At 67.4% G+C, this 5,787-nt stretch carries 4 protein-coding genes, 1 tRNA gene and 1 pseudogene; 5 read left to right on the forward strand and 1 reads right to left on the reverse strand.

Annotated elements, in window-relative coordinates; genetic code table 11:
* The 5 genes from WAL33_RS04895 to WAL33_RS04915 all read left to right on the forward strand — a co-directional run.
* On the forward strand, nt 1–508 hold a 508-nt coding region (locus tag WAL33_RS04895; RefSeq protein ID WP_422179058.1), incomplete at its 5' end, for a COG4223 family protein.
* The gene (locus WAL33_RS04900) at nt 505–2,064 is read left to right on the forward strand and encodes a heme biosynthesis HemY N-terminal domain-containing protein (protein WP_422179060.1); all 1,560 of its coding nucleotides are present in this window, start codon (nt 505–507) and stop codon (nt 2,062–2,064) included. The genes WAL33_RS04895 and WAL33_RS04900, both read left to right, overlap by 4 nt.
* Nucleotides 2,065–2,150: 86 nt before the next feature.
* Nucleotides 2,151–2,226 (forward strand) — tRNA-Thr (locus WAL33_RS04905).
* Between the two features lie 469 nt (nt 2,227–2,695).
* The gene (locus WAL33_RS04910; protein WP_422179061.1) at nt 2,696–3,220 is read left to right on the forward strand and encodes a hypothetical protein; all 525 of its coding nucleotides are present in this window, start codon (nt 2,696–2,698) and stop codon (nt 3,218–3,220) included.
* A 26-nt stretch (nt 3,221–3,246) separates the two neighbouring features.
* Nucleotides 3,247–5,259, forward strand: coding sequence for a TonB-dependent receptor plug domain-containing protein (locus WAL33_RS04915; protein WP_422179062.1), 2,013 nt, complete (start codon nt 3,247–3,249; stop codon nt 5,257–5,259).
* Between the two features lie 139 nt (nt 5,260–5,398).
* On the opposite strand, the pseudogene WAL33_RS04920 reads toward WAL33_RS04915, so the two are convergent.
* Nucleotides 5,399–5,787: pseudogene (locus WAL33_RS04920) on the reverse strand (hypothetical protein); the annotation flags it as partial.

Genomic DNA, 5,787 nt, shown 5'->3' on the forward strand with positions numbered 1-5,787 from the left:
GATCTTGCCCCTGTCGCCGGATCTGCGGGCCCTGGCTCGCCTGGCTCAGGACGGCGCGCCCACCCGCGCCGGCCTGGCCGCCGAGTTCGAGACCCTGGCCGCCCGCGCCGCCGTCTCGGCTCGCGACCCCGGCCGCAATGCCGATTTCCTGGCCCGGTTGCGACACGCCTTGTCCAGCATCGTCTCGATCCGCCAAGTCGGCTCGACGCAGGGCGGAATGCCCGACGCGGTTCTGTCGCGCGCGCAAAACCTGCTGAACGAGGGCGATATCGAAGGGGCGCTGACCGCCCTGGGAAGCCTGCCGACCGGGGCCCAGGCCGTGCTGGCGCCTTGGCGCGCCGCCGCCGAGCGGCGGGTCGAGATCGATCGTCACATCGCCGCGATCCGCGCCGACGCCCTGGCCGGTCTGATCCAGGCGACGGGGTCCAAGGCCAAGCCCGCCTATGAGGCGCCCCCGCCCCATTCCCCGGCGTCCGCCGTGCCGCCGCCTACGCCGGTGGCGCCATGATCCGCGCGTCGATCGTCCTCTTCCTGGTCGCCGCCCTCGCCGTGGCCATGGTCGCCCTGACCGGTGAGCCGGGCGCGGCCAGTCTCGACTGGATGGGCTGGCGGGTCGAGATGACCGCCGCCACCGCCGCTCTGTTGACCCTGTTTTCCGCCCTTCTGGCCACGATCCTATGGCGCGGCCTGCTCTGGGTGGTCGAGGCGCCGCAACGTGCGGCCCGGGCTCGCGCCGAGGCCAAGCGCAAGCAGGGCGTCGAGGCCCTGTCGCGCGGCTTCCTGGCCGTGGCCGCCGGCGATGGTTCGGAAGCCCGACGCCTGGCCCAGAAGGCGTCCGAACTGGCCGAGGACGCGCCGGCCCTGGTCCGCGTCCTGGCCGCCCAGGCCGCCGAGGCGGCGGGCGACCATGTCGCCGCCCGCCAGGCCTACAACGCCATGCTGGGCTTTCCCGAGATGCGCCTGGCGGGCCTGCGGGGCCTGATGCAGACGGCCTTGGCCGAGGGCGACAAGGCCTTGGCCCTCAGGCATGCCGAGACCGCCTACGGCCTGGCCAAGACCGCCCGCTGGGCTTGGCGCGCCTTGCTCGAGGCCAGGCTGGAGGCCGGCGACTGGAAGGCGGCGCTGGCCCTGGTCCAGGGCGCGCTGGAGCGTAAGATTGTCCCGCCCCTGGTCGCCGAACGGGCGCGGGCCGCCCTGTTGGCCGCCTCCGCCGCCGGGCTGGAGGAGTCCGACGACCCCAAGGTCCTGGCCCAGGCGCTCGACTTCGCCGTCCAGGCCGCCAAGCTCAAGCTCGAGTTCGCGCCGGGCGTGGTGATGGCCGCGCGCCTGCAAGCCGCCGACGGCAAGGCCGCCAAGGCCGGAGCCCTGATCGAGGCGGCCTGGAAGCAGGCCCCGCACCCGGCCCTGTGGCTGGCCTATCGCGACCTGAAGACCAGCGAGACCCCCAAGCTGCGCGCGGCTCGCCTGGCCGCCCTGGCCAATCTGAAGCCCGAGGCCCGTGAAAGCCGGTTGCTGAAGGTCGAGAGCGCTCTGATCGGCGGCGATCCGATCGCCGCCCGCGCCGCCGCCCGTCTTCTTCCTGAGGAAGCGCTGACGGCGAGACTTGCCGGCCTGATGGCTCGGGTCGCCTACGCCAACGGCGAACCCGACGAGGCCCGCGCCTGGGTCGCCCGGGGCGTCGCCGCGCCGCAGGAGCCCGATTGGTCGGATCTGGACCCCGAGGGGCGCGCCTTCGCCTATGCCCGGGAAGACTGGGCCCGGCTGACGGTCAGCTACGCCGAGACCGGAGATCTTATCCATCCACGGTTCGAGCGCCGCGAGCGCACGATGAGCGAACTGCCAGAACTGCCGTCGGCCTATGCGGAATCCACGCCGTTCGTGCGAGCGGCCGAGGCGGGCGGAGCCTTGATGCCCATTCCCGACGACCCGGGCATCGGACCGGGAAGCGGCTCTGGCGGCTTCGATCCAGCCCCGCCGTCGGAACCCGAAAACGGCGGTCCGGCGCCTCGCCGCAACACGGGCTCACGCCGACGCTTGGCAAGCGGCCCTCGCGCCGCTAAATAGGCCCTCCTCGCGTCGGGTCGGTGATTTGGCGACGGGAACACCAGTGTCTTCCGAGCCCGTTTCGACCGGTCCCGAAGACGAAGCGCGCCGCTTTAGCTCAGCTGGTAGAGCACCTCATTCGTAATGAGGGGGTCACAGGTTCGAGTCCTGTAAGCGGCACCACTTCCCAAGACTTCCGGCTATCAGGGTCCTCGTCGCCTCACGAGGCGCCCTCGACTCCGTCCGCGCGACGCATCGGATCGGGCGTGGCGACCGCCTTTTCGCTCCGTTGCGACAAAATGTCCGTCGTCGGACTGTCTGTTCCAACAAGTGTTCGAACCTTCAGAAATGATCTTGGACCGGCGCGGCAATTTCCAGGACTAGACAGTTCTGTATAGGTTTAGATTGGGAAATTTTAACTTCACTCAGGCAAACTCTAGGCAAAGTGGCCATATTGTCGCACCCAATAACGCCAGTAGTTCTGGTAAATTATGAGAATGTATTTGGAATATATAAGTACATAAGCATCAAAAGTAACAAAAGATCCCATATGCATATCACAGTTATATGACACTGTTACGGTTGTGTTTACGCTTCAGGCCACAGTCAGTCCCTCGTGAAGCCCGGAAGAAACTCGGGCAGGGGATAGAAAATGTCGAAAAGAAATATCCGGGGCGCCGTCGCGCTCTGCGCCATGGCCTTGGTGCTGGCGCCGTTGGGCATCGCCCACGCTGACGCCGCAAAGGATGTACAGGTCGCCGGTCGCGCCCTGACCTTCCTGGAAAACGGTCCCACCGGCAAAGCGGTGCTGGGCGTGGTCTTCGATCCGTCGAAGCCCGCCTCGGTCGCCGAGAAGAACGCCGTGATGGCCGCCATCGGCGGCGGCATGAGCGCCGGCGCCGTGACCCTGACCGGCAAGCCGGTCGAAGCCTCGGCCGTCTCGGGCGTCAGCGGCGTCGCCGCCCTCTATGTCACCACCGGCGTCAATGTCGGCGCGGCCGCCAAGGCGAAGAAACTGATCACCATCGGCTCGGATCCCTCCTGCGCCACCAGCGGCGCCTGCGTGATGAGCGTCTCTGCCGATCCGAAGGTGGAGATCATCGTCAACCGCGCCGCCGCAGCAGCGGTCGGGGCGGTCTTCAAGGCCGCCTTCCGCATGATGATCCGCGAAGTCTGATCCAGCTCGAGCCCAGAGAAACAATCATGAAAAAGACACTCCTGGCCGGCGTTTCGGCCACCTTCGCCCTCTCCCTGGCGGCCACCGCCGCCCACGCCCAGTCGATCGACTACGGCGCGATGGAGCAGATGTTCAACGAACCGGTGACCACCAGCGCCACCGGCTCGCCGCAGCGCTCCACCGAGGTGCCGGTCGACATGACCATCATCAGCGCCGCCGACATCCATCGCTCGGGCGCCATCGACATTCCGACCATCCTCAGCCGCGTGGCCGGCGTCGACATCCTGCCCTACGCGGCCGGCTACTCGGACGTCGGCGTCCGCGGCTACGATCAGGCCCGCTCGCCGCGCCTGCTGGTGCTGATCAACGGCCGCCAGGTCTATTTCGACCACCAGGGCTATACCGACTGGACCTCCTTGCCCGTCGAACTGTCGGAAATCCGCCAGATCGAAGTGGTCCGCGGTCCCAACAGCGCGCTGTTCGGCTTCAACGCCGTCTCCGGCGTGGTCAACATCATCACCTACAACCCCAAGCTCGACGATGTGAACTCGGTCACCGCCTATGCCGGCAATAACGGCGCGGCGGGCGTTTCGGCCGTGCAGACCATGCACATCGGCGACCGCTTCTTCATGCGGCTCTCGGCCGGCGCTCAGAAGCAAGACCAGTGGAAGAGCACCTCGGCGGCGGTTCCGGCGTCCTTGCTTCAAGACCCGCAGTCGACCCGCGCCAATGTCGACGCCATCGTGCAACTGGCGTCCAAGACCGAACTGCGGTTGGAGGGATCCTATTCCAACCTGGCCGGGACCCAGGTGAACTCCATCTACTCGTTCGGCCACCAGCGGAACCAGACCAACTCCGTCAAGGCCACGCTGTCATCCGACACCGGCATCGGCCAATTGCAGGCCCAAGTCTATCACAACAACATGGACGCCCTGACGCCCGGTCGCCGCTATGTGAACCGGATCACCGTGGCCAGCGTGCAGGATCTGTTCAAGATCGGCACGGCCCACACCGTCCGCGTCGGTCTCGAACACCGCTCCAACGAGATGGACACCTCGCCGTTCGCCGGCGGCGTGGTCAGCTACACGGTGCTGGCGCCGTCCGCCATGTGGAACTGGGTGGTCAACGACAAGCTCTCCCTCACCGCCGCGGCCCGTTACGACAGGCTGAAACTCAAGCGCACCGGCCGTCTTCCCGTCGGCTATGCGTTCACCAACGCCGATTGGGACAGGACGATCAGCGAGCCGAGCATCAATCTGGGCGCGGTCTACAAGGTCACCCCGGCCGACAACCTGCGGCTGACCTTTGCCCGCGGCGTCCAGGCTCCCACCCTGTTTGAACTGGGCGGGCTGGTGTTCGACCCGACCGGCGCTCTCGGCTCGGGGTCTATCAATTCCGGCAATCCGAACATCTCGCCGTCGATCGTCGCCAACTATGAGCTGGCCTATGACCACGTCTTCGCGCCGCTCCGGGCTCGGGCGGGGGTGAAATTCTTCACGCAAACCACCCAGGACGTGAAGGCCAGCTCCAATCCGTCGATTATCGACGTGCGACCCACGCCGACGACCTACGGCGCCACGCTCTACCAGAACGTCGGCGACTCCAAGATGAAGGGTGTCGAGGTCTCGGCCTCGGGCAAGTTCGGCAAGGGCTTCAACTGGAGCGCCGACACCACCTATACCGACGTCAAGAACGAACCTTCGGTCACCGATGCCGTGCTTCTGCTGCGCCGGAGCACCTTCGCCGAGTTCACGCCCAAGTACCGCAGCAACCTGGCCCTGGGCTGGACCGGCGGGAAGTGGACCGTGGACGGCTATGTGCACCACATCAGCAAGGCGATGACCCTGAACGGCGCCGCGCTGGAGCAAGTGAAGGCCTACACCACCGTGGCCGGCCGGGTCGCCTATATGGCGCCCATGGGCATCGAGCTGGCCGTCAGCGGTCAGAACCTGCTGCACGATCGTCAGGCCCAGGCCAAGGGGCCGACCGGCCTGATGGCCGAGCGTTTGGCGCTCTTCACCGTCAGCAAGGCCTGGTGATCCCTAGCGGCTGCATCCTCCGGGATGGGGCCGCTGTCTTCGGGATCTTCGGGGCAGGCGCGCGGTTCGTCCGGGATCACGCGCCTGCCGTTTCTCCCCCAACTCGTGGCCCCGTCGAAAGGCGGGGCCCTTTTTGGGTCTAGTCCCACCCCGGCGACTTGCGCTTCTTGCCCAGGGCGAACAGGCCAGGATACGGCCCCTTGCCGGACCGGTAGAGGCACCAGTCGTCGTCCTTCTTGCAGTCGCCGTCGAAGGCGGCCTTCTTGTCGGGGTCGATCGCCGCGTACAGGGCCGGTCCGTTCTTGTTCTTGGCGCCCAGGGCTTCGGCGCAGGCTTCGCGCTCGGCCTTGGTCAGCTTGACGATGTCGGCCTGCGTGCAGCCGCTCTTGCGGGCGGCCTGGCGCAGAGCCTCGCCGCCGCCGGTCAGGACTCCCCGGGCGGTGAAGCCGGGCGGGGCGACGATCTCGCCGCCTCGCGACGGGGTCGGCGCCGGGACGGGAAGCGTCGGAACGCCCGGCGGCGGAGCGC

The sequence above is a fragment of the Caulobacter sp. genome (assembly GCF_049283275.1).
Lineage (GTDB): Bacteria > Pseudomonadota > Alphaproteobacteria > Caulobacterales > Caulobacteraceae > Caulobacter.